The organism is Streptomyces sp. NPDC107559, from assembly GCF_055657365.1.
Map to the genome: position 1 here is coordinate 12605 of NZ_JBVKBD010000004.1, position 21648 is coordinate 34252.

The window sequence follows — 21648 nt, forward strand, 5'->3', positions numbered from 1 at the left end:
GTAGTCCGGTGGCGGTGGACGGCAGCCGACGGTCGGCGGTCGGCACAGGCCGGATGCGCGGATGGGCGCACGGCGAGCAGAAGCGGATCTACGGGCCACGGGGGTGGGCAGGAGCGGGCGCACGAGCGGTGCGTCCGGGGCAACGACGAAGGGGCCGCAGCGCCATGGCTGGACTCGCTGAATCCGGGTCGAACCCTGACGTCGACCTGCTGTACGACATCAACGGTCTGGCCGGGAGCACGCCGCACTGGTTCGACCGCGGCGTCGCGTTCGTCGGCGAGTACGGACTGCTGCTCGCCATGGTCCTGGTGGTGCTCTGGTGCTGGTCGAGCGTGCGGCGGCGAGGCGGGGACGAAGCCGCCTCCGCCGTGGCGGGACTGGTGTGGGCGCCGCTGGCGGCAGGCATCGCGGTCCTGGTGAACGTGCCGATCCGCGGGTTCGTGCAGCGGCCCCGGCCCTTCCTCGACCACCAGGGACTCGACGTCCTCGTCTCCGGCAAGAACGACTACTCGTTCGTGAGCGACCACGCCACCATCACCATGGCGATCGGCGTCGGCCTGTTCGTCACGAACCGCAGGTTCGGTCTCCTGGGGATCGCGCTGGCGATGCTGGAAGGCTTCTGCCGCGTCTACATGGGCGTGCACTACCCGACCGACGTCGTCGGCGGGTTCGCGCTCGGCACGGCCGTGGCCCTGCTGCTGTCGCCGCCGGCCATGCTGATGCTCACACCGCTGATGAAGGCCGTGGAGCAGTCGCCGAGGGCCGGACGGCTGATCCGGCGCCGTACGGCCGGGGACGGCCCGGACGCGGTGGTCCCGGAGGCGCGCAGCGCGTCCTCGTCGGACGCGGAGCGCGACCTCGCGGCCTGAGCCGCGTGCCTGAGCCGAGCCTCTGAGCGCCTGCCCGCGCTTGAGGTCCCGGGCGACCGAGCGCCCGGGACCGGCTACAGGGCTACAGGGCCTGCGGGTAGGAGAAGAAGCGGTTCGGGTCGTAGGTCTTCTTCACCTGGGCCAGCCTCGACGCCGCGGCGCCGTAGTACGCCTGCCGCCAGTTGGTCAGGGTCGGGTCCGTGTAGTTCTGGTAGGCGGCGCCCGAGGCGTACGGCTTCATCGCGTCGTGGGCCTGGGTCAGCCAGGACTGGGCCGTGGTGCCCGACGTGCCGGTCCCCCAGGACGCTATGTACTGCGCCAGCATCCGGGAGCGGCGGTGCACGAAGGCCGTCGCCGTGGGGGAGACCCGGTTGACCGCGCCGCCGAGCGCCGTCAGGGCGATGCTGCCCGCGCCGCCGCGCGTCGCGGCGATCCGGTCGAGCAGGGTCTGGACGCCGGCCGAGGACAGGGAGCGGTCGAAGAAGTCCGAGCGCGCCGCGTACGTCTCCCGGCCCAGCGCGCCCTGCGCGGAGCGTCCCGGGGTCGAGCCCGGCAGATGGCACTGGGCGTCGGTGGAGAAGGATGAGCAACCGGCGTAGATCTCCATCGCCTCCTCGTAACCGCGGCGGCGCAGCGTCACGCTGCGGGCCGGGGCGCCGACCCGGTCGGCGAGGCGGTCGACGGCGTTCTGGAGCTCGCCGTAGGTGCCGACGGAGAAGGCCGCCACGGAGACCGTGGGCGTACCGCCGGAGCTCTCCAGGTGCAGCGAGGACCAGATCTCGTCCGGCTGGGACGGGCCCCACTCCTGCCAGGCCTTCACCACCGCGGCCGCCTTCGCCCACGGCCAGGTCAGGTACGCGGTGACGGCCTGCGGGGCGGCATGGGTGCGGAAGCGCAGTTCGGTGACGACCCCGAAGTTGCCGTTGCCCGCGCCGCGCAGGGCCCAGAAGAGCTCCTTGTTCTCGGTGGCGTTGGCGGTCACCTCCTTGCCGTCCGCCGTGATCAGGGTCGCCTGGGTGAGGCTGTCGCAGGTCAGGCCGTACGCGCGGGAGGCCACCCCGTGGCCGCCGCCCAGCACCAGACCGGAGACGCCCACGGTCGGGCAGGAGCCCGCGGGGATCGTCACGCCCTTCGCCGCCAGCCCGCGGTAGACGTCGATCAGCTTGGCCCCGGCGCCGACGACCGCGGAGTCGCCGCTGCTGCGGACCCGGTTCAGCTTGGAGACGTCGAGGATCAGACGGCCGTTGCCCGAGGACCAGCCCGCGTAGGAGTGGCCGCCGTTGCGGATCGACACCTGGATGTGGTGGGCGCGGGCGTACGCGAGGGTCGTACGGATGTCGTCCGCGTGGGCGACATAGGCGACAGCCGCGGGCTTCAGGTTGTCGAAGCGGGTGTTGTAGAGCTGGTGGGCCGTCTGCCAGCCGGCGTCACCCGGGCGGACCAGGAGGCCGTCCAGATCACGGCCGAGCGCGGTCCAGTTCGCGGGGGCCGAGCCCGCTGCGGTGATCAGGGAGGGGGTGGCGGCGGCGGAGGTGTCCGCCGTGGCCGAAGGGCCGGCGCTGTGCGCCGCCCCGCTTCCCCCGCTTCTGCACCCGGCCGTCGCGACCGCCGCTATCGCGGCCGCGCCGCCTCCGATGAACGCACGCCGTTCCATGTGGCCTCCTGCCCGTTCCTTTGGAACCAGACGAGCCTTGCGGCCGGAGGGTTCCCGGGGCAGCCGAGAGTACGTCGGCGGGGGTGATCGACGGGGGTGTCCGACAGGTGATGTGCGCCTCCAGGTGGTTTGCTGGGTGGGTAGTGCGTCGGGACCTCCACGTGCCCTCCCCGTGAGCATTCCGTGACCTAACCGCACCGCCCTCAGGGGTTCACCTTCCGTTCACCTCGGGCCTCAGGTCGCGTCACCTGTTCTGCCTAATTTCGGGCTTACCCGATGCGGAGCGCACACGAATATGCGTCCGTTTCGAGTCAGTCTCCGCACGCCGCCGAACAGGACGGCGGCTCCTGGAAGGAATTTCCTCAGTGAAGCTTCAGCGCAAGAACCGGCGAGTTCTCGCTCTCGGCGCTCTCGCCGTCTCCGGCGCCCTGGCCCTCACGGCGTGCGGCTCCGACGACACGGGCACCAACGCCAGCGACACCTCGTCGGCCAGCGCGAACACCAGCAGCGTCAAGTGTGACGATGCCAAGGGGCAGCTGCTGGCGGATGGCTCGTCCGCGCAGAAGAACGCGATCGACGCCTGGGTCAAGCAGTTCACCGCCGCCTGCAAGACGGTGCAGATCAACTACAAGGGCTCCGGCTCCGGCGCCGGTGTCACCGCGTTCACCCAGGGTCAGGTCGCCTTCGCCGGTTCCGACTCCGCGCTGAAGCCCGAAGAGGTCACCGCCTCCAAGTCGGTCTGCACCGGCGGCCAGGGCATCGACCTCCCGATGGTCGGCGGCCCGATCGCCATCGCGTACAAGCTCGACGGTGTCGAGGACCTGGTCCTGGACGCCCCGACCATCGCGAAGATCTTCGACGGCAAGATCGCCAAGTGGAACGACGCCGCGATCAAGAAGCTGAACCCCTCCGCGAAGCTGCCCGACCTCAAGATCCAGGCGTTCCACCGCTCGGACGAGTCCGGCACCACGGACAACTTCACCAAGTACCTGATCGCCACCACGCCGGACAACTGGAAGTACTCCGGCGGTAAGGCCTGGCAGGCCAAGGGCGGCCAGTCGGCGTCCGGCTCCTCCGGTGTCGCCGCGGGCGTCAAGCAGACCAACGGCGCCATCGGCTACATGGAGCTGTCGTACGCCAAGGACGGTCTGTCCACGGTCGCCGTCGACACGGGCGCCGCCGCCCCGGTCAAGGCCTCCTCCGACGGTGCCACCAAGGCCATCGCCGACGCGAAGGTCGTCGGCACCGGCAGCGACCTGGCGCTCAAGATGAACTACCTGACCAAGGCCGAGGGTGCCTACCCGCTGACCCTGGTCACCTACGAGATCGCCTGCGACAAGGGCAACAAGGCCGACACGCTGGCCGCCACGAAGGCGTTCCTCACCTACATCTCCAGCGAAGAGGGCCAGGGCATCCTGTCCGGCATCGACTACGCGCCCATCCCGGCCGACATCATCGCCAAGGTTCGCACCACCGTCGCGAGCCTGAGCTAGTCCCAAGGTGTGGGCCGGTCCCGGTAACGATCCGGGACCGGCCCGCACCGTCCGGTGCACCGCCGCCATGAGCCGTACCGCAAGGTCGGCTCCGCCGAGCCGCTCCGATCCGAGCGGCTCCGCAGACCGGAGAACCAGATGGATATATCAACACGGAACACTCACGTCCCACCCCCGACGCCTCAGCGCTCCGGGGGTACTCGCAAGCGCGCCGGCGCCAGCCGCCGCGGTGACCAGGTCTTCCTCGGTCTTTCCCGCGGGTCGGGCATCCTGCTGCTGGTGATCATGGCCGCGATCGCGGTCTTCCTCACCTACCGCGCCTCTCTCGCGATCAGCAAGGACCAGGGCAACTTCCTCACCACCTTCGAGTGGAACACCGGCCTTCAGCCGCCGGTCTTCGGTGTCGCGGTGCTGGCCTTCGGCACCGTCGTCTCCTCGATCATCGCCATGGTCATCGCGGTCCCGATCGCCGTCGCCATCGCGCTGTTCATCACGCACTACGCGCCGCGCAAGATCGGCGGCGCCATCGCGTACGTGATCGACCTGCTCGCCGCCGTGCCGTCCATCGTGTACGGCCTGTGGGGCGCCCTGATCCTCGTACCGCACATGAACGGCCTGTACGGCTGGCTCAACGACTACCTCGGCTGGACCGGGATCTTCTCCTGGGAGGAGGGCGCGCCCCGTGCGATGCTCACCGTCGGCATCCTGCTCGCGATCATGATCCTTCCGATCATCACCAACGTGAGCCGCGAGGTCTTCCGCCAGGTTCCGCAGATGCACGAGGAAGCGGCCCTTGCTCTCGGCGCCACGCGCTGGGAGGTCATCCGCATGTCCGTGCTGCCGTTCGGCCGCTCCGGCGTCATCTCCGCCTCGATGCTCGGCCTCGGCCGCGCGCTCGGCGAGACGATGGCCGTCGCCACGGTGCTCTCCCCGAGCTTCGACATCCAGGCCAGCCTGCTCAACCCGGGCGGCGGAACGTTCGCCCAGAACATCGCCAGCAAGTTCAACGAGGCGACGGAGTTCGGCCGTGACGCGCTCATCGCCTCCGGTCTGGTCCTGTTCGTCATCACCCTGCTGGTCAACGGCGCGGCCCGCATGATCATCGCCCGCCGCAAGGAGTACTCGGGGGCCAACGCATGAGCCACGCAGCCGTCGCCGCCAAGCGGCCCAGCACCCTTCGCGGAGCCACGCTCCCGAACTGGTCGCCGTGGGCCATCGCCGGTGGTTCCCTCGTCGTCGCGGCCGGGATCGGCCTCGCCGCCGGCCTCGACAGCCACATCCAGTGGGGCCTGATCGCAGCCCTTCTGTTCCTCGTCGGCACGTACGTCATCGCCGCGCGCGTCGAGGGACGCCGACAGGCCAAGGACCGCATCGCGACCTCGCTGGTCTGGGTCGCCTTCGTGCTCGCCGTGATCCCGCTGGTCTCCCTGATCTGGGTGACCGTGCAGCGCGGTGTGAAGGTCCTCGACCCCTACTTCCTGACCCACTCCATGGGTGTGGTCGCCGACTCCGAGCCGGGCGGTGGCATCTACCACGCCATCCTCGGCAGCCTGGAGCAGGTCGCCCTCGCCACGGTCATCGGTGCGCCGATCGGTGTGCTCACCGCGATCTACCTCGTCGAGTACGGGCGCGGCAGCCTCGCCAAGGCAGTCACCTTCTTCGTGGACGTCATGACGGGTATCCCGTCGATCGTCGCGGGTCTGTTCATCCTCAGCCTGATGCTGATGTTCGACATGCAGCCCTTCGGCTTCGCCGGCTCGCTCGCGCTGGCGATCCTGATGATGCCGGTGGTCGTCCGCTCCACCGAGGAGATGCTCAAGCTCGTACCCAACGAGCTGCGTGAGGCGTCCCTGGCGCTCGGCATCCCGAAGTGGCGCACGATCCTGAAGGTGGTCCTGCCGACCTCCATCGGCGGCATCACGACCGGCATCATGCTGTCGGTGGCCCGTATCGCGGGCGAGACCGCTCCGGTGCTGCTGCTGGTGTTCGGCAACCCGTTCATCAACGCCAACCCCTTCGAGGGTGCGCAGGCCTCCCTGCCGCTGTACATCTACCAGCAGTACTCGCAGAGTGCTGGTTCGACGGCGGCGTACGACAGGGCCTGGGCGGCGTCGCTGACGCTGATCGCCTTCGTGATGATCCTGAACCTGGTGGCCCGCGGCATCGCCCGCTGGAAGGCCCCGAAGACCGGTCGCTAAAGCGACGATTTACGGCTCCGCCGTGCGGGGCCCTCGGCGACTGAAGATTCTGGAAGTGAAGTAGTCATGGCCAAGCGAATCGACGTAAGCGGACTCACCGCCTACTACGGCTCCCACAAGGCGATCGAAGACATCTCGATGACGGTCGAGCCCCGCTCGGTGACGGCCTTCATCGGCCCCTCGGGCTGCGGCAAGTCGACGTTCCTGCGCACCCTGAACCGTATGCACGAAGTCACCACGGGTGGCCGCGTCGAGGGCAAGGTGCTCCTGGACGACGAAGACCTCTACGGCCCGGCCATCGACCCGGTGTCGGTGCGCCGCGAGGTCGGCATGGTCTTCCAGCGCCCGAACCCCTTCCCCACGATGTCGATCTTCGACAACGTGGCGGCGGGGCTGCGCCTGAACGGCAAGTACAAGAAGAGCGAGCTGAACGACATCGTCGAGCGGTCGCTCAAGGGCGCGAACCTCTGGAACGAGGTCAAGGACCGCCTGAACAAGCCCGGTTCCGGTCTGTCCGGTGGTCAGCAGCAGCGACTGTGCATCGCCCGCGCGATCGCGGTCGAGCCGAAGGTCCTGCTCATGGACGAGCCCTGCTCGGCCCTCGACCCGATCTCCACCCTCGCCATCGAGGACCTGATCGGTGAGCTGAAGGAGCGCTTCACGATCGTCATCGTGACGCACAACATGCAGCAGGCCGCGCGTGTCTCCGACCGTACGGCGTTCTTCAACCTCGCGGCGGTCGGCCAGCCCGGCAAGCTCATCGAGATCGACGACACGGAGCGGATCTTCTCCAACCCGTCGCGTCAGGCGACCGAGGACTACATCTCGGGTCGCTTCGGCTAGGCCGTCCCGGCCTGTGGAGTGTCGGCCGCGGGTCCGTCGTGGCTGGTCGCGCAGTTCCCCGCGCCCCTTCAGGGCGCGGCCGGATCTGACCTGACCTGACGGATCCGCCGGGGCCGACGCTCCCGGAAGACCCCTCGTGGTGCTGCATGGCGGTGCCACCGCGAGGAATGGAAGGGCCCGCCCCCTGGCTCCCGGGGGGTGGGCCCCGCCTCGTTTCCGGGCCGGGTCCTCGCACACGGATCCAGTTCCGGGTCCCTGTTCCGGGTCCCGTCCGGATCCGGTCCCGGGTCCCTGTTCCGGGTCCCGTCCGGATCCGGTCCCGGGTCCCGTACCGGCCCCCGCCCGGCCCCCGCCCGGATCCCGTCCCGGGCCGCGGCCGGGTCCCGTACCGGATCTTGGCCGGAATCCTGCGGGACCCCCGTCCCGGACCCCCGACCCGGGCCCCGTCCGCTCCGGGGCGGTCTTGGCCGGAAACGCCGCATGGGCCGGCAGGTGCCGGCCCATGCGGGGTGAGTGTCGAGGCCGCGGGCGGTCGGTGCCCGGTCGGGTGGCTGGGGGCGTGCCGTGGCCGTCGGGCTACAGGAACGCGAGGTTGACGACCCAGAAGCCGCCCGCCGCCACGATCGCCGCCGCCGGCATGGTGATGAACCAGCCCAGGACGATGTTCTTGGCGACACCCCAGCGCACCGCGTTCACGCGCTTCGTCGCGCCGACGCCCATGATCGCCGAGGTGATGACGTGGGTCGTGGAGATCGGCGCCTTGAACAGGAACGCCGTGGTGAACATGATCGACGCGCCGGTCGTCTCCGCGGCGAAGCCCTGCGGCGGGTCCAGTTCGATGATCTTGCGGCCGAGGGTGCGCATGATGCGCCAGCCGCCGGCGTACGTGCCCAGCGACAGCATGATCGCGCAGACCAGCTTGACCCAGACCGGGATCGGGTCGCTGTAGTCCTCGACACCCGCGATGACCAGGGCCATCACGACGACACCCATCGTCTTCTGGGCGTCCTGGAGACCGTGGCCGAGCGCCATGCCCGCCGCCGAGACGGTCTGCGCGATGCGGAAACCGCGCTTGGCCTTGTGCGGGTTGGCCTTCCGGAAGATCCACAGGATCGCGGTCATGACCAGGTAACCGGCGAGCAGGCCCACGATCGGCGACAGGAACATCGGGATGACGATCTTGTCGAGCACCCCGTTCCAGTAGACGGTCGTGCCGCCCGCGAGTGCCGCGCCCACCATGCCGCCGAACAGGGCGTGGGAGGAGGAGGACGGCAGGCCGAAGTACCAGGTGATCAGGTTCCAGGTGATCGCGCCGACCAGGGCCGCGAACAGGATGGCCATCCCGCGCGAGCCCTCGGGCGTCTGGATGATGCCCTCGCTGACGGTCTTGGCGACCCCGCTGCCCAGGAAGGCACCGGCGAGGTTCATGACCGCCGCCATGGCGAGCGCCGCGCGAGGGGTCAGCGCCCGGGTGGAGACCGACGTCGCGATCGCGTTGGCCGAATCGTGGAAGCCGTTGGTGTACGTGAAGAAGAGCGCGACCCCGATGGTCACGACCAGAGCGAAGGTGTCCATGGAGAGGTCAGGACTCCTTGACCGCGATGGTCTCCACGGTGTTGGCGACGTGCTCGAACGCGTCCGCCGCTTCCTCCAGGACGTCCACGATCTGCTTCAGCTTGAGGACCTCGATCGCGTCGTACTTGCCGTTGAACAGATGGGCAAGCAGCTTGCGGTGGATCTGGTCGGCCTGGTTCTCGAGGCGGTTGACCTCGATCCAGTACTCGGTCAGGTTCTGCATGGTGCGCAGGTTCGGCATGGCCTCCGCGGTCAGGTCCGCGGCCCGTGCCAGCACCTCGATCTGCTGTTCGACGCCCTTGGGCAGGTCCTCCACGTTGTAGAGGACGACCAGGTCGACGGCCTCCTCCATGAAGTCCATGATGTCGTCGAGGGACGAGGCGAGGGTGTAGATGTCCTCGCGGTCGAAGGGCGTGATGAACGAGGAGTTCAACTGGTGGAAGATCGCATGGGTGGCGTCGTCACCGGCGTGTTCCGCGGCCCGCATACGCTCTGCGATCTCGGCTCGGCCGGAAGCGTCCGCCCCGAGCAGTTCCATCAGGAGTTTCGAGCCCGTGACGATGTTGTCCGCGGACGCGGCGAACATGTCGTAGAAGCTCGTCTCCCTGGGGGTCAGACGAAAGCGCACGTGGGGTCCTCGGGATGCATCGATTCGGTCAGGTTGATGCTAGGCGCATCATCCGGCCACGGCTAATGGGCCGCCCCCCAGTGTCGCCCATCGGACAGGGCGATCAGCACAGGGGCCACCAGCGGCCATGGGCAAGGGCCCTATACCCAGCAAAGTTCGTTACCATATACCCACCAGGGGTATCAGTCAGCAGGAGGACGCCATGACGACCACCGAGGCCGGCGCCACGGCGCCCTCCGAAGCCGCCGCATCCGGGTCGGCCGTGCACGGATACCACAAGCAGAAGGACGAACACCTCAAGCGGCTGCGCCGGATCGAGGGCCAGATCCGTGGGCTTCAGCGCATGGTCGACGAGGACGTCTACTGCATCGACATACTCACCCAGGTGTCCGCCTCCACCAAGGCCCTGCAGTCCTTCGCGCTGCAACTCCTGGAGGAACACCTGCGCCACTGCGTCGCCGACGCGGCCGTCAAGGGCGGCGCCGAGATCGACGCCAAGGTGGACGAGGCGACGAAGGCGATCGGCCGGCTGCTGCGGACCTGACGGCCGGCGGCGGATACGGGGCGGCGGCTACGCGGCGGCAGGTACGAGGCGGCAGGTACGAGGCGGCGCGTGCGGTCGGCGCTCAGCCGCAGGCGGTCCGCTCCTCCGCCACCCGCAGCACCTCGTCGATGCTCTCCAGGCTGAGCCGGTCCTCGCCGGCGGCCGAGGCCGCGATGATCAGCTCGCCGCACAGTTCGATCTCGGCGAGGGCCACGTGGTCCTGAACTGTCGTACCGCCGAGCGGAGCCACGCGCGTCACCTCACTTCTGTCGTCACCGACTTCCTAGAGTAGGGAGCGCCCTACACACCGCGCATGGCACGGACGGGCTAGTCCTCGTGCCTCACTCCTCGGCGATCCTGCCCGCGTAGATGTCCCCGGCGGCCGGCAGCCGTACCTCCACGGGGGCTCCGAAACCGTAGAGCAGCGCCGTCGACGCGACCGCCACGGCGTCCCGCTGCCGTCCGTTGACGAAGTTGAACCGCTGCCGGATCTTGCGGATGCGCCCCTGGTCGTCGAGGTAGACGTCGAAGGGCACCTCGGGCGTGGCGAACCCCGTCGCCGCCGCCTTCAGCGCGGCCCGCCCGCCGGCCGAGGCGCGCCGCGCCGCATCGCCGAGGTCGGCGGTGCCGCGGTAGTGCCGCACGCTGGTCCCGGCCACCTCGGTCCGGCCCAGATACGTCGCCGCCCGCGTCCCGCGCAGCACCTCGGCGGCCGCGTACGGATCGGTGGCACCGCCGGTCACCAGGTTCCCGTCCGACAGGTCGGCCGTCTCCACCCGGACCCACTTGTCGTCCGGCACCCCCGCGCCCCGGTTCTTCATGAACAGGGCGCCCGGCGCGAGGAGTTCGGTGATGGGCCGGTGCTCGCTCTGCCCGGACGGGTCCTGCGGCAGCATCACCTTCAGCCGGCCGAGCTGCCTGCGGTAGTCGTAGACGCCCTCGCCCCGGATGGTGACGCGGGTGCCACCGGTCGCCATCTCCATGGACGTACGGGCCTGCGAGCTGCCCGCGTCCACCAGCCGGTCGGCGGCGTGCCGCAGGGTCTCGACGGGATCGCCCGCGCCCCGTGCGTCCTCGGCGGCGGCGCCGCTCCAGGAGCATCCGGTGGTCCCGACGCAGACCCATGCCACGAGTCCCGCCACGGCGGTCGTGCCCGCCGTCCGGCCGTGCCACCGCTGCCTTGCCGTCATCGCCTGCCTACCCCCAGCCGGTATGTCCGTCACGGGCCCCTGTCGTCTCGGCTAACGACGGGCAGGTGACGCCGGTCACGCGCGTGGCGTGTCACCGGGGGGCGCGATACGAGCCCTTTACCGACGGCTCGGTACTCTGGCAGGCGTGGCGCAGCAGGAGGGGCCGGACCGTATCCGGGAACAACCGGAACAACACACGACGACCACGGCCGAGCAGGGGCCGTTCTGTCTGGCCCGCTGTGCCTGCGGCTGGCGAGGGCCGGCCCGCCGGGCCCGCAGTCAGGCCCGCACGGACGCGGAGAGGCACGTAACGGGCGGCTGAGCCGATCCCCGCGGCGGGCGAACCGCGGCCCACCAGGCGGTCGGTGGCGAGGGTTCGGGCGTGGCGTGCGGTCGGCAGCGGGTCGTCGGCCAGGCGGTCGGTGGCCAGGGTTCGGGCGTGGCGTGCGGGCGGCAGCGGGTCGTCGGCCAGGCGGTCGGTGGCCAGGGTTCGGGCGTGGCGTGCGGGCGGCAGCGGGTCGTCGATCAGGCGGTCGGTGGCGAGGGTTCGGGCGTGGCGTGCGGGCGGCAGCGGGTCGTCGATCAGGCGGTCGGTGGCGAGGGTTCGGGCGTGGCGTGCGGCCGGCAGCGGGTCGTCGGCCAGGCGGTCGGTGGCCAGGGTTCAGGCGTGGCGTACGGCCGACAGCAGGTCGTCGACCAGGGTTCGGTCGCGGGGCTGGGTGAGCCGGTTGCGGGCCGCGAGCGGGGACAGCCACAGGACCCGGTCCACCTCGTCGTTCGGGGCGAACGCGCCCGCGACGGCCTCGGCGGCCCAGTAACGGACCTGCTTGGGACGGCCGTTGGCGAGGTAGTGCAGGGTCGGCAGCCGGGCGCCGGGCTCGGCGGTGTACCCCGTCTCCTCCGCCACCTCGCGCAGCGCGCCGTCGAGGGCGTCCTCGCCGCGCTTCAGCTTGCCCTTGGGGTGGGACCAGTCGTCGTACTTCGGACGGTGGACCAGGCAGAGTTCCAGCTGTCCGTCATGGGGAGAGCGGCGCCACAGGACGCAGCCGGCCGCCTGGACGGTGGTGTCGTTCGATTCGGTCACCGGGGTTCAGCCTCCCAGCGGATCAGGACGTACCGACGGTCTGTTTCTGCCAGGCCTGCTGGAAGGCGAACCTGGCCGCCTCCACCTCGTGGCGCTGGTCGGCGTGGAGCACGCCCAGCGCGTACGCCGTCGCCGGCGCGATGCGGGGCGTACGGGCCGCCTGGGCGGCGGCCGCGGCCGCCTCCGAGGCGTCGCGGTGCCGGTTGAGGGCCCGGCCCGCCGCCGGTACGCACAGGTGCAGCGGGGTGTCGTCGCCGTCCGGGGCGGGTACCTCGCGGGCGTAGCGGTACAGGCGCAGCAGCAGGCGGACCTGGTGCCAGGGGGCGTCCTGGGCGTGCGGGGCGGGGTCCGGGGAGAGGCCGTGGACGAGGGCCTCCGCGTTGTAGGGGTGGCCCGCGGTGACCAGGGGCAGGGCGGCGACCGCGTCCGTGAGGCGCTCCCGGGCCGCGTCGGTCAGCGGACGCAGGTCCGTGCCGACGGCGGCCGGGGCGAGCGGGACGTCGCTGGCGAGCACGGCGAGCTTGTCCGCGACGGCGTGGAAGCGGGACGAGCCGAGCGCCTGGAGGGCGGTGGAGTGGGCCCGGGTCCGGGCCAGCGTCAGCTGCCGTTCGAGCAGGGCGCCCGCCTTCGCCGCGCCGACGGTGAGGTTGCCGCGTTCCCCCGCGGGCGGCGGCACGGCCGGGCCGGCGGCGCCCGGTGCCGTGGCCACCGTCGACTGGGCCGGCAGGGGCGTCGCGCCCGACAGCCGGTGCAGCGCCAGCAGCAGCCGGTCCAGCCGTGCCTCGCACGCGTGTTCCAGCGCCAGGGTGCCGGACAGCCAGGCCAGTTCGGGTCGGATCTCCTCCGACCAGGCGCTGTCCAGCAGCGGACGGTAGGTGTGCAGGCTGCCGCTGATGCGGCGGGCGGACCGGCGCAGGGCCAGGGCCGCTTCGGCGGACCCCCCTGCCCCCCCCGCCGTGCCACCGGTCTCCCGGTGCAGGCGCAGGGCGCGGAGGAACTCCGTGGCCTGGGACCGGAGGTAACGCGCGAGGGCGTCACCCTTCACCGGCTCGGCCGTGGGGTCCGTCGGGTCAAGGTGTTGCTGTGCCACGCCGGCGCCTCCGGGCGTCTATGAGCATCTCCTGGACGTTGCGCAGGGGCTGTCCGTCCGCGTCCGTCGCGTGCCGGGTCCACTCGCCGTCCGGGCCCAGGTGCCAGGACGAGGTGGAGTCGGACATACCGGTCTCCAGCAACCGGTTGAGGGTCGCGCGGTGGGCCGGGTCGGTGACCCGGACCAGGGCCTCGATGCGGCGGTCGAGGTTGCGGTGCATCATGTCGGCGCTGCCGATCCACACCTCGGGCTCGCCGCCGTTGCCGAAGCCGAACACCCGGGAGTGTTCGAGGAATCGGCCGAGGATGGAGCGGACCCGTATGTTCTCCGACAGGCCGGTGACGCCCGGTCGCACCGCGCAGATGCCCCGCACCCAGATGTCGACCGGCACGCCCGCCTGGGACGCGCGGTAGCACGCGTCGATGACCGCTTCGTCCACCATCGAGTTGACCTTGATGCGGACATGGGCGGGCCGTCCGGCACGGTGGTGCTGGACTTCCTTGTTGATGCGCGCGACCAGCCCGTCCCGCAGGGACTTGGGGGCGACCAGCAGCCGGCGGTAGGTCTCCCGGCGGGAGTAGCCGGAGAGACGGTTGAACAGGTCGGACAGGTCGGCGCCGACCTGCGGGTCGGCCGTCAGCAGGCCCAGGTCCTCGTAGAGGCGGGCCGTCTTCGGGTGGTAGTTGCCGGTGCCCACGTGGCTGTAGCGGCGGAGCGTCTCGCCCTCCTGGCGGACCACCAGGGACAGCTTGCAGTGGGTCTTGAGGCCGACGAGGCCGTACACGACGTGGCAGCCGGCCTCCTCCAGCTTGCGCGCCCACTTGATGTTGGCGTGCTCGTCGAAGCGGGCCTTGATCTCGACCAGGACGAGGACCTGCTTGCCGGACTCGGCGGCGTCGATCAGCGCGTCGACGATCGGCGAGTCGCCCGAGGTCCGGTACAGGGTCTGCTTGATGGCGAGGACGTCGGGGTCGGCCGCGGCCTGCTCCAGGAAGGCCTGGACGGAGGTGGAGAAGGAGTCGTACGGGTGGTGCAGGAGCACGTCGCGGCTGCGCAGCGCCGCGAAGATGTCGGGGGCCGAGGCGGACTCGACCTCCGCCAGGTCACGGTGGGTGCCGGCGATGAACTTGGGGTACTTCAGCTCGGGACGGTCGAGGCCGTGGATGCGGAAGAGGCCGGTGAGGTCCAGTGGACCCGGCAGCGGGTACACCTCCGCCTCGCTGATCTTCAGCTCGCGCACCAGCAGGTCGAGCACCTCGCGGTCGATGGACTCCTCGACCTCCAGGCGCACGGGCGGCCCGAAGCGGCGCCGCATGAGCTCCTTCTCCAGGGCCTGGAGGAGGTTCTCGGTGTCGTCCTCCTCGACCTCCAGGTCCTCGTTGCGGGTGAGCCGGAAGGCGTGGCTCTCCAGCACCTCCATGCCCGGGAACAGCTCCTCCAGGTGGGCGGCGATGACGTCCTCGATGGGGACGTACCGGCCGGGGGAGCTCTCCAGGAAGCGGGACAGCAGCGGCGGCACCTTGACGCGGGCGAAGTGCTTGTGCCCGCTGACCGGGTTGCGTACGACGACGGCCAGGTTCAGCGACAGGCCGGAGATGTACGGGAAGGGGTGCGCCGGGTCGACCGCCAGGGGGGTCAGCACCGGGAAGATCTGGTGGCGGAAGAGCGTGAAGAGGCGCGCCTGCTCCTTCTCCGTCAGCTCGCTCCAGCGGACCAGGTGGATGCCCTCCTCCGCGAGTGCGGGGGCGATGTCCTCGTGGTAGCAGGCGGCGTGCCGGGCCATGAGCTCGCGGGAGCGGGCCCAGATCATCTCCAGCACCTCGCGGGGCTGGAGGCCGGAGGCGGAGCGGGTGGCGACGCCGGTGGCGATACGGCGCTTCAGGCCGGCCACCCGGACCATGAAGAACTCGTCCAGGTTGCTGGCGAAGATCGCCAGGAAGTTGGCGCGTTCGAGCAGGGGCGTGTTGGGGTCCTCGGCGAGCTCGAGGACCCGCTCGTTGAAGGCCAGCCAGCTGCGTTCCCGGTCGAGGAATCGGCCCTGCGGCAGCTGGGGCCCCTCGTACGGCGACTCCTCGTAGGCGTCGAGATCGGCGTCGATGTCGGGTTCCAGGTCGGAGACCGCGGCCGACACGGTGTGCGGACGGTGCGCGGCTATGGAGCCCACGGAGGGCTGCGGGTGCTGGACCGGTGCCTGGGCGTTTGGCTGGCTCATGGACCCATTCTTTCGCGCCAGCAGGTAGACAGGCGCGTCGAGGCGTCCGAGCGGGAGCGCGGCGGCATCGCCCTCATGGGGTGGCGAGCCCTCGGGCGCGGCTGGGTTCATTGGCCGAGCGTCGCAAGTCAGTCTGAACCAACGGTTACGGGGACATGGCGTGCGGGATATCGCGGTGCGGCCCCAGGGCGTCCATCGCGGGATGCGGGCGCTCCCTCCGGCGGGAGGCCTCGGCTTCGTACGCTACTCCCCCTCCTCGGGGAACGTGCGAAGCCGCCGGACGGCCGGTTCACTGCCGGTCACCGGTGCCGAACAGGTGTCCGGCCATCCGATTCACCTGTATTTCACTGATCAAGCAGTGACCTGGATTCAGGGTGATCGGAAAAGTCGAGGGCCGAGGCGTGAACCGATCGGCGGGGCTCGTCCGATGAGGAGATGTGAGCGAAACGAGAAGCGACGGGGAGCTGCTGCGCGCTGTCGCGGCGGACGCCGACCGGCGCGCCTTCGAGGAGCTGTACCGGCGCTTCGCGCCCTGGCTGAGCGCCCGGCTGCGCAGTCGGTGCGCCGACGCCGGGATCGTCGACGACGTCGTACAGGAGACGTTCCTCGCGGTGTGGCGGGGGACCGCCCGCTACCGCGAGGACGGTGACGTGGCCGGCTGGCTGTGGCGCATCGGGTCACGGCGGCTGGTCGACGTGGTGCGCGGCGACGGCGCACGGGGACGGCTGCGGCAGGCGCTGGCACGGCTGCGGCACCGGGACGAGGCCTCGGCGGAGGAACGCGTGCTCGCGGGGGTGGAGCACGGGGACCTCGCCGGGGCCCTGCTGCGGCTCTCGCCCGAGCTGCGGGCCGTCCTGCAGGCGACGGTCGTCGACGGGCTCACGACCCGGGAGGCGGCCGTACTGCTCGGCATCCCGCCCGGCACGGTAAAGACGCGGGCCCTGCGTGCCCGCAAGCAACTGCGGGAGGCGCTGGCATGACCACCACCTGGCATGTGCCCGAGGACGATCTCCGGGCCTACACGCGAGGCGAGTTGGCGGCACCGCGACTGTGGTCCGCCGACACTCACCTGGCGGCCTGCGCCGACTGCCGCGACCGGCTCGCGCTGCTGGCCGACCCCGTCGCGCTGGACGCCGGCTGGGAACGGCTCGACGCCGAACTCGACGCGCCACGGCGCGGGTTCGTCGAGTCGCTGATGGTACGGGTCGGCGTCGCCGACCACACGGCCCGGCTGCTCACCGCCACGCCCGTGCTGCGCCGCTCCTGGCTCGCGGCGGTCGCCGCGGTCCTGCTCATGACGGTGCTGACCACCGGAACCGTCGGCGACGGACACTCGCCGACGCTGTTCCTCGTCCTGGCACCGCTGCTGCCGCTCGCCGGGGTGGCGCTGTCGTACGGGCCCGCCCTCGACCCGACGTACGAGATGGGCGTCGTCTCCCCGCTGCACGGCTTCCGGCTGCTGCTGATCCGCACGGTCGCCGTGCTGACGGTCGGCCTCGGCCTGAACGGCCTCGCGACCCTCGCGCTGCCCGCCTACGGGCTGCGCGCGCTGGCCTGGCTGCTGCCCGCGCTCGCGCTGACCGCGACCGGACTGGCGCTGATGCCCCGCCTGGGCCCGGTCGTCGCGCCCGCCCTGGTCGGCGGCGCCTGGATCGGTCTGCTCCTCGCGGCGAACGCGACCGGCGACGGGACGCTCGCGCCGTTCACCGCGGCCGGGCAGGGCGTGGCGGGCGCGGTCGCGGCGCTCGCCGCCGGGCTGCTCTACCTCGCCCGCGACCGGTTCGACGTCTCGGCCGTGCCGTTCACCGACTTCCGGCAGGGGGGTGGCGGGTGACCGCGCAGGGCCGGGGGCGCCCTGCGGCCGCGGACGGGCGCTCCCTCGCCCCGCTCACCCGCGCGCCCGCCACGCCCGCCGCCGAACCCGGCGCCACGCCCGCCGCCGAACCCGCCGCCGCGACCGGCGCCACGCCCGCTGCCGCGACCGGCGCCACCGACTTCATCGACACCACTCACGGGAGTGCCCCATGACCGTCACCGTCTCCGCCTCCGGGCTGACCCTGCGCTACGGCGGCACCGCCGCCCTCGACGAGGTGACCCTGCGGCTGACCGAAGGAGTGACCGGGCTGCTCGGGCCGAACGGGGCGGGCAAGACCACCCTGCTGCGGGTCCTCGCCACCGCCGTGCCCCCCGACCGGGGCGCCTTCAGCGTCCTCGGACACGACCCGAGCACCACGGCCGGACGGCAGAATGTCCGCCGCGCCCTGGGCTACCTCCCGCAGAACCCGGGATTCCACCCGGACTTCACCGCCTTCGAGTTCGTCGACTACGTGGCGATCCTCAAGGAGATGACGGACCGTGGCGCCCGGCACCGCGAGGTGCGGCGGATCCTCGACGCCGTCGACCTGTCCGAGGTGCGCGGCCGGCGCATCAAGCGGCTGTCCGGCGGGATGCGGCAGCGGGTCGCGCTCGCCGCCGCCCTCGTCGGCGATCCCGGCTTCCTCGTCCTCGACGAGCCGACCGTCGGCCTGGACCCCGAACAGCGCATGCGGTTCCGGGAGCTGATCGCCCAGGCGGGCGAGGGCCGGACGGTGCTGCTCTCCACCCACCAGACCGAGGACGTGGCGATGCTCTGCCACCGGGTGATCGTCATGGCCGGGGGCCGCCTCCGCTTCGAGGGCACCCCCGCCGAGCTCACCGCACAGGCCGCGGGCCGGGTGTGGAGCAGCGCCGAGCGGGATCCGGGGGCGCTGGCGGGCTGGCGCACCGGACTCGGCACCTTCCGCAACGTCGGCGAGCCGCCCGAGGGCGCCGACCTTCTCGAACCGACCCTGGAGGACGGCTACCTGCTCGCTCTCGACGGCGCGTCGGCGCAGGTGACGGCATGAGCGCCACCGAGGTCGCGCAGACGGCCGCCACGACAGCCGCCACGACCGCCGGGCCGGCCCCCGGCCCCGCTCCCCGGCGGGCCGCGGCCGTGCTCGCCCTGGCCCGCTTCGAGGCCCGCGAACTCCTCCAGTTCGTCCCGGTGTTCTCCTTCCTGCTCCTCTACGTCGGCTACACCGCATGGCAGTTGTACTCGGGCGGCGACGGCATGGGCGCCTACCCGGTCCTCCAGGACGTCGACCGGGGCACCCAGATCAAGCCGGAGCTGCTCGGCATCGCCCTGCTCATCTGCGTCAACCGGGCCGCGCTGCGCTCCCGCCGCAACGGCACCGACCGGCACGACGGCATCCTGCCCATGGAGCCCTGGCGGCGTACGGTCGCGCACGTCCTGTCCGTGGTGCCGTACGCGGCGCTCACCGCGTTCGTCGTGGCCGTCGAGTTCACCTGGGCCGCGCTGAAGCCCGGCGCGAGCGGCCACGGCTCGTTCTTCGAACTGGCCGTCGGCCCGCTCTGCGTCCTGCTGTCCGGCGTCGCCGGCGTCCTGCTCGCCCGGCTGATCCCGTCCTTCTTCGCCGCCCCGCTCGTGGTGATCGGCGGCTACGTCCTGCTCGTCCTCGCCGCCGTGAACCTGGACGGCTCGCACGGAGCGCGCTGGCTGCTGCCCACCGTCACCGAGAGCGGCGCCGGACCCCTTCCGTCCGATCTGCTCGGCCGCCCGGCCGCCTGGCACGCGCTGTACCTGACGGGGCTGATCCTCCTCGTGGCGTGCGGCGCGGTGCTGCTGAGCGGAGCCCGCACCCGTACGGCACTGGCGGTGACCGCCCTCGCCCTGACCGTCACCGTCACGGGGGCGGTCGGGCAGGCCCCGGGCGACTCGGCCGCCCTGAAGGCCGCCCGCGCCGAGGCCTCCGTGCACCCGGAACGGGTCCAGTCGTGCACCGTCCACGGCACCTCGACGTACTGCGCCTTCCCCGAGTGGACCGGCCGCACCGCCGACTGGGCGGCCGCGGCCGACCGGGTGCGCCGTCTCGCGGGCGGTGCCGCGGGCGGCATGCGGCTGACCGTACGGCAGCGGGTGGAAGCCCGTTACGGCCTGGCGGACGACGCCGCGATCGCCCCGCTCACCGGGCCCGGCCAGGTCAGCGTGGGCACCGAGTGGGGCGGCGACCGCAACGCCCAGTTCGCGGTCGGGGTGGCCTCCGTCCTGGTGGCGGGCGACGAGCGGGCCGGCAGCGAGGTGTGCGACGCCCGGGTGGTGACGATCATGTGGCTCGCGCTGGGCGCGGAGCCCGACCCGCTGGCCGGGTTGCGCGGCACCCGCCTCGACGACAGCGTCGAGGGCTCCGCGATCGCGCTGACGCCCGTCGCCTCCGTCGCCATGACCGCCGGACAGACCGATGTCGTCCGGCAGCTGCTGCGCCGGCCGCGCTACGGCGTCATCGCCAAGGTGAAGGCGCACTGGACGGAGCTGACCTCCCCGCGGACATCGCTCACGCGGGTGGCACAGCTGCTGGGCGTGACGGCGCCCACGACGGGGGAGGACAGCGGTGACACCTGTGACCGGTGAGCGACGGCCGAGGCCGTACGCCGTGCTCCGCGCCATGCTCCGCCCGCTGCGGCGCACCTTGCCCTGGCCCGCCCTCACGGCGACCGGCGGTCTCGGACTGCTGTTCGCCGGGCTGCCCCGGCTGCTGTCCGGCGCCCCCGATCCATGGCTGTGCCTCAACCTGCTGCGGGCCTGCGCGCTCTGCCTCGCGCTGGGCCTGGCGTTCCTGCTCGACGACCCGGCCCGGCACACCACCGCGCCGGTGCCGGTGCGCCGGCCGCTGCGCGGCGCCCTGCGGCTGGCACTGGCCGCGCCGGTCACCGTGCTGTGCTGGACGGCCGCGCTGCTGCTCGTACCGGGGCAGGCGCGGCCCCCGGTGGGCGCGCTCACCCTGGAGGCGGCCGCGATCGCCGCGCTCGCGCTGGCCGGCGCCTCGGCTGCCGTCCGGTTCACGGACGGGACCCGGCCGGGCGCTGCCGTAGCGGCCGCTCTGGCGGCCGTCGCGGTGACCGTGCCGACGCTGCTGCTGCCGCAGCGGTGGGCGCTGCTGGTGACGGTGGGCGACCGGCACTGGGCGGATGCGCACGAGCGGTGGGCGGGGCTGCTGCTGGTGGGCGTCGTGGTGGCGGCGCTCTGCGCCCCGGAGCCACTGCGCCGTGGGTCCCTCCCGTACCCCCGGCCACGGGAGAGCGCCCCGGCCACCGCCTGAGGACACGTCACCCGGCCGGCGGCCGGAGCGCGTCGTCCCGCCGGGGCCGAGCGGGGACCCGGTGGTGACGGCCGCTCAGGTCTCCGTGCGGTACATCAGGTCCGTCTCGTACGTGAGGAATCCCAGCCGCTCGTAGACGGACACCGCCGCCTTGTTGTCGGCGTCGACATAGAGCATCGCGGTCGGCAGCGCCTGCGCGGCGAGATGGCGCAGGCCGATCGTGGTCAGGGCCTTGCCCAGGCCGCCGCCCTGCGCGCCGGGGGCGACACCGAGGACGTAGACCTCGCCGATCCCCTCCTCGGCGTGCACCTTGGTCCAGTGGAAGCCGATCAGCCGGTCCTCGCGGAAGGCGAGGAAGAAGCCCGCGGGGTCGAACCACGCCTCGGCCTTGCGGTCGTCGAGGTCGCGCTGGGTGAGGGAGCCCTGTTCGGGGTGGTGGGCGAACGCGGCGGCGTTCGCGGCGAGCCAGGCCGCGTCGTCGGCGCCCGGCCGGAAGGCGCGCACGCTCACGCCCTCGGGCAGCACCGGGTCGGGCAGGTCGAGCCCGGCCAACGGCCGCCGCATCTGGCGCAGTTCGCGGAACAGGGTGAGGCCGAGGACCTGGGCCAGGTGCCGGGCCGCGGAGTGGCCGCCGTGCGCCCACACCCGCAGCCGCTTGCCGGAGGCGGCGAGCAGCGCGGAGCCCAGCGCCCGCCCGTGCCCGTGCCCGCGGTGCGCGGGGTGCACGACCATCTCGGCGGCCGGGGCCTCCACCGGGTCGGTGTCCTCCAGCTGTGCGTAGCCGAGGAGTTCGCCGCCCGTGGTCAGCAACAGGTGGGAGACCCCTTCGCGGGCTCCGCCGCGCAGTTGCAGCCGGCCCTGCTCGGACACCGCCTGCTGGCCGTCGTTGTGGGCGGCCTCCGCGAGCAGTGCGAGCACGGCCTCGGTCTGTTCCGCGGAGAGCGCGGAGAGGGTCTCGATGGATCGGGCGCCGGGGAGCCGTGCGATGTCGTCGCTGGTCATGCGTACGAGGGTAAGGGGAGTGCTGGGCAAAGTGGCGGCAGGAACAGGGTAAGGCGGAGGCAAAGGGAAACCTGGATGTAACCCTGAAACCCCTGTCGTGCTACGCGCGTTGACCCTAGGCTGCGCCG

At 71.9% G+C, this 21648-nt stretch carries 22 protein-coding genes; 13 read left to right on the forward strand and 9 right to left on the reverse strand.

Annotated elements, in window-relative coordinates; all coding sequences use genetic code 11:
• The first annotated feature begins 164 nt into the window (after positions 1-164).
• A complete protein-coding gene (locus ACZ7OY_RS14555) occupies positions 165-869 on the forward strand; it encodes a phosphatase PAP2 family protein (RefSeq protein ID WP_471911703.1) in 705 nt (234 codons plus the stop codon).
• Positions 870-951: 82 nt separating this feature from the next.
• On the opposite strand, the gene ACZ7OY_RS14560 is transcribed toward ACZ7OY_RS14555, so the two are convergent.
• Complete coding sequence (locus ACZ7OY_RS14560; RefSeq protein WP_471911704.1) at positions 952-2523, reverse strand: FAD-binding oxidoreductase; 1572 nt, start codon at positions 2521-2523, stop codon at positions 952-954.
• 365 nt (positions 2524-2888) lie between these two features.
• Here ACZ7OY_RS14560 and pstS point away from each other — a divergent pair, with 365 nt between their 5' ends.
• From pstS to pstB, 4 genes are all read left to right on the forward strand, one after another.
• Positions 2889-4016, forward strand: coding sequence for a phosphate ABC transporter substrate-binding protein PstS (pstS, locus tag ACZ7OY_RS14565; protein WP_471911705.1), 1128 nt, complete (start codon positions 2889-2891; stop codon positions 4014-4016).
• Between the two features lie 138 nt (positions 4017-4154).
• Positions 4155-5156 carry a phosphate ABC transporter permease subunit PstC gene (gene pstC / locus ACZ7OY_RS14570; protein ID WP_471911706.1) on the forward strand — a complete coding sequence of 334 codons (1002 nt, stop codon included), beginning with the start codon at positions 4155-4157 and terminating at the stop codon, positions 5154-5156.
• Positions 5153-6214 carry a phosphate ABC transporter permease PstA gene (gene pstA / locus ACZ7OY_RS14575; protein WP_385537637.1) on the forward strand — a complete coding sequence of 354 codons (1062 nt, stop codon included), beginning with the start codon at positions 5153-5155 and terminating at the stop codon, positions 6212-6214. Before pstC ends, pstA begins: the two co-directional genes overlap by 4 nt.
• Positions 6215-6280: 66 nt before the next feature.
• Positions 6281-7057 (forward strand): phosphate ABC transporter ATP-binding protein PstB, encoded by a 777-nt coding sequence (gene pstB, locus ACZ7OY_RS14580; RefSeq protein WP_152894423.1) that lies wholly within the window; start codon positions 6281-6283, stop codon positions 7055-7057.
• Between the two features lie 576 nt (positions 7058-7633).
• Here the strand turns inward: pstB and ACZ7OY_RS14585 are convergent.
• Complete coding sequence (locus ACZ7OY_RS14585; protein WP_351605741.1) at positions 7634-8632, reverse strand: inorganic phosphate transporter; 999 nt, start codon at positions 8630-8632, stop codon at positions 7634-7636.
• A 7-nt stretch (positions 8633-8639) separates the two neighbouring features.
• Entirely contained in the window at positions 8640-9260 is a 621-nt protein-coding gene (locus ACZ7OY_RS14590) for a DUF47 family protein (protein WP_162468166.1), read from the reverse strand.
• 202 nt (positions 9261-9462) lie between these two features.
• Between ACZ7OY_RS14590 and ACZ7OY_RS14595 the strand changes: the two genes are divergently transcribed.
• Positions 9463-9804, forward strand: coding sequence for a metal-sensitive transcriptional regulator (locus ACZ7OY_RS14595; RefSeq protein WP_351605737.1), 342 nt, complete (start codon positions 9463-9465; stop codon positions 9802-9804).
• 82 nt (positions 9805-9886) lie between these two features.
• Here ACZ7OY_RS14595 and ACZ7OY_RS14600 read toward each other — a convergent pair whose 3' ends face one another.
• Together ACZ7OY_RS14600 and ACZ7OY_RS14605 are read right to left on the reverse strand one after the other, a co-directional pair.
• Entirely contained in the window at positions 9887-10054 is a 168-nt protein-coding gene (locus ACZ7OY_RS14600; protein ID WP_351605799.1) for a hypothetical protein, read from the reverse strand.
• Positions 10055-10145: 91 nt separating this feature from the next.
• A complete protein-coding gene (locus ACZ7OY_RS14605) occupies positions 10146-10994 on the reverse strand; it encodes an SCO4651 family lipoprotein (protein WP_471911707.1) in 849 nt (282 codons plus the stop codon).
• 136 nt (positions 10995-11130) lie between these two features.
• On the opposite strand from ACZ7OY_RS14605, the gene ACZ7OY_RS14610 reads away from it, so the two are divergent.
• Entirely contained in the window at positions 11131-11316 is a 186-nt protein-coding gene (locus ACZ7OY_RS14610; protein WP_471912087.1) for a hypothetical protein, read from the forward strand.
• Between the two features lie 339 nt (positions 11317-11655).
• Here the strand turns inward: ACZ7OY_RS14610 and ACZ7OY_RS14615 are convergent, their stop codons facing one another.
• Genes ACZ7OY_RS14615 through ACZ7OY_RS14625 form a run of 3 tightly spaced genes read right to left on the reverse strand, consistent with a single transcriptional unit; the run spans position 11656 to position 15380 of the window.
• Complete coding sequence (locus ACZ7OY_RS14615) at positions 11656-12078, reverse strand: NUDIX hydrolase (RefSeq protein WP_471911708.1); 423 nt, start codon at positions 12076-12078, stop codon at positions 11656-11658.
• A gap of 22 nt (positions 12079-12100) precedes the next feature.
• Positions 12101-13168, reverse strand: coding sequence for a CHAD domain-containing protein (locus tag ACZ7OY_RS14620; RefSeq protein WP_471911709.1), 1068 nt, complete (start codon positions 13166-13168; stop codon positions 12101-12103).
• Positions 13149-15380, reverse strand: coding sequence for an RNA degradosome polyphosphate kinase (locus ACZ7OY_RS14625; protein WP_471911710.1), 2232 nt, complete (start codon positions 15378-15380; stop codon positions 13149-13151). Before ACZ7OY_RS14625 ends, ACZ7OY_RS14620 begins: the two co-directional genes overlap by 20 nt.
• 437 nt (positions 15381-15817) lie before the next feature.
• On the opposite strand from ACZ7OY_RS14625, the gene ACZ7OY_RS14630 reads away from it, so the two are divergent.
• Genes ACZ7OY_RS14630 through ACZ7OY_RS14655 form a run of 6 tightly spaced genes read left to right on the forward strand, consistent with a single transcriptional unit; the run spans position 15818 to position 20518 of the window.
• On the forward strand, positions 15818-16360 hold the full coding sequence (locus tag ACZ7OY_RS14630) for an RNA polymerase sigma factor (RefSeq protein WP_471911711.1): 543 nt from the start codon (positions 15818-15820) through the stop codon (positions 16358-16360).
• Positions 16357-17214 carry an anti-sigma factor family protein gene (locus ACZ7OY_RS14635; RefSeq protein ID WP_471911712.1) on the forward strand — a complete coding sequence of 286 codons (858 nt, stop codon included), beginning with the start codon at positions 16357-16359 and terminating at the stop codon, positions 17212-17214. The genes ACZ7OY_RS14630 and ACZ7OY_RS14635 overlap by 4 nt, the downstream gene beginning before the upstream one ends.
• Positions 17211-17408: a hypothetical protein gene (locus tag ACZ7OY_RS14640; RefSeq protein ID WP_471911713.1), complete on the forward strand. Its 198-nt coding sequence runs from the start codon at positions 17211-17213 to the stop codon at positions 17406-17408. Before ACZ7OY_RS14635 ends, ACZ7OY_RS14640 begins: the two co-directional genes overlap by 4 nt.
• The gene (locus ACZ7OY_RS14645) at positions 17405-18265 is read left to right on the forward strand and encodes an ABC transporter ATP-binding protein (RefSeq protein WP_471911714.1); all 861 of its coding nucleotides are present in this window, start codon (positions 17405-17407) and stop codon (positions 18263-18265) included. Before ACZ7OY_RS14640 ends, ACZ7OY_RS14645 begins: the two co-directional genes overlap by 4 nt.
• Positions 18262-19830: an ABC transporter permease gene (locus ACZ7OY_RS14650; protein WP_471911715.1), complete on the forward strand. Its 1569-nt coding sequence runs from the start codon at positions 18262-18264 to the stop codon at positions 19828-19830. The genes ACZ7OY_RS14645 and ACZ7OY_RS14650 overlap by 4 nt, the downstream gene beginning before the upstream one ends.
• Positions 19811-20518 carry an ABC transporter gene (locus tag ACZ7OY_RS14655; protein WP_471911716.1) on the forward strand — a complete coding sequence of 236 codons (708 nt, stop codon included), beginning with the start codon at positions 19811-19813 and terminating at the stop codon, positions 20516-20518. Before ACZ7OY_RS14650 ends, ACZ7OY_RS14655 begins: the two co-directional genes overlap by 20 nt.
• Positions 20519-20593: 75 nt before the next feature.
• On the opposite strand, the gene mshD is transcribed toward ACZ7OY_RS14655, so the two are convergent.
• On the reverse strand, positions 20594-21520 hold the full coding sequence (gene mshD / locus ACZ7OY_RS14660) for a mycothiol synthase (RefSeq protein WP_471911717.1): 927 nt from the start codon (positions 21518-21520) through the stop codon (positions 20594-20596).
• Positions 21521-21648 lie beyond the last annotated feature (128 nt).

Excerpts from the sequence above, each read along its gene's own strand:
- ACZ7OY_RS14650 (WP_471911715.1), top strand. The coding sequence starts at position 18,262 with ATGAGCGCCACCGAGGTCGCGCAGACGGCCGCCACGACAGCCGCCACG.
- ACZ7OY_RS14645 (WP_471911714.1), top strand. The coding sequence starts at position 17,405 with ATGACCGTCACCGTCTCCGCCTCCGGGCTGACCCTGCGCTACGGCGGC.
- ACZ7OY_RS14605 (WP_471911707.1), bottom strand. The coding sequence starts at position 10,994 with ATGACGGCAAGGCAGCGGTGGCACGGCCGGACGGCGGGCACGACCGCC.
- ACZ7OY_RS14635 (WP_471911712.1), top strand. The coding sequence starts at position 16,357 with ATGACCACCACCTGGCATGTGCCCGAGGACGATCTCCGGGCCTACACG.
- mshD (WP_471911717.1), bottom strand. The coding sequence starts at position 21,520 with ATGACCAGCGACGACATCGCACGGCTCCCCGGCGCCCGATCCATCGAG.
- ACZ7OY_RS14585 (WP_351605741.1), bottom strand. The coding sequence starts at position 8,632 with ATGGACACCTTCGCTCTGGTCGTGACCATCGGGGTCGCGCTCTTCTTC.
- ACZ7OY_RS14560 (WP_471911704.1), bottom strand. The coding sequence starts at position 2,523 with ATGGAACGGCGTGCGTTCATCGGAGGCGGCGCGGCCGCGATAGCGGCG.
- pstC (WP_471911706.1), top strand. The coding sequence starts at position 4,155 with ATGGATATATCAACACGGAACACTCACGTCCCACCCCCGACGCCTCAG.
- pstA (WP_385537637.1), top strand. The coding sequence starts at position 5,153 with ATGAGCCACGCAGCCGTCGCCGCCAAGCGGCCCAGCACCCTTCGCGGA.
- ACZ7OY_RS14625 (WP_471911710.1), bottom strand. The coding sequence starts at position 15,380 with ATGAGCCAGCCAAACGCCCAGGCACCGGTCCAGCACCCGCAGCCCTCC.
- ACZ7OY_RS14555 (WP_471911703.1), top strand. The coding sequence starts at position 165 with ATGGCTGGACTCGCTGAATCCGGGTCGAACCCTGACGTCGACCTGCTG.
- ACZ7OY_RS14595 (WP_351605737.1), top strand. The coding sequence starts at position 9,463 with ATGACGACCACCGAGGCCGGCGCCACGGCGCCCTCCGAAGCCGCCGCA.
- pstB (WP_152894423.1), top strand. The coding sequence starts at position 6,281 with ATGGCCAAGCGAATCGACGTAAGCGGACTCACCGCCTACTACGGCTCC.